The sequence below is a fragment of the Marinimicrobium alkaliphilum genome (assembly GCF_003259155.1).
GTDB lineage: Bacteria > Pseudomonadota > Gammaproteobacteria > Pseudomonadales > Cellvibrionaceae > Marinimicrobium_A > Marinimicrobium_A alkaliphilum.
In genome coordinates this window covers 1-374 of the sequence record NZ_QGMQ01000030.1, presented here as the reverse complement: position 1 = coordinate 374, position 374 = coordinate 1, and the positions used below count along the sequence as shown (strand labels likewise).

The window sequence follows — 374 nt, the reverse complement described above, 5'->3', positions numbered from 1 at the left end:
CTGTGCCACAAGCGCCACTCCCCGGGACGATAGATATCCCAGGTCTCATCGCTGGTGAGTGGCTCGGTGGCTATTACGCTGACAATATCGTTGGGTGCGGCTCCGGATTCGAAGTCCACCACATCGTTGTCTTTGAGCGGGTGCCCGGCGCGTAATGCTGGCCTTTTTTGTGGAGCAATAGCTGTCGGTTTTGCCTGCCGGTTCGTAGAAGCTGGGTGCCGGTGAGAAAACTGGCCAATGACCATTGTGGGCGCAGAGCCAGTAGCGGCCCCAGAGTTCGCGAGTGAAGGGGTGGGTGTTCGCCAGGCAGGCACTCCCGACATTGGTCTGACGTAAAAGCTCCAGAATATCGAACTCGCCCACGGTCAGGGTCG

Annotated in this window: 1 protein-coding gene and 1 pseudogene; both read right to left on the bottom strand. The window is 58.8% G+C overall.

Annotated elements, in window-relative coordinates:
• Positions 1 to 245, bottom strand: a 245-nt coding sequence (locus tag DKW72_RS16845; RefSeq protein WP_456298943.1) for a class II glutamine amidotransferase, incomplete at its 3' end; no start/stop codon positions are given.
• Positions 193 to 363: pseudogene (locus tag DKW72_RS16840) on the bottom strand (class II glutamine amidotransferase); the annotation flags it as partial. The pseudogene DKW72_RS16840 and the gene DKW72_RS16845, both read right to left, overlap by 53 nt.
• Positions 364 to 374: the final 11 nt, after the last annotated feature.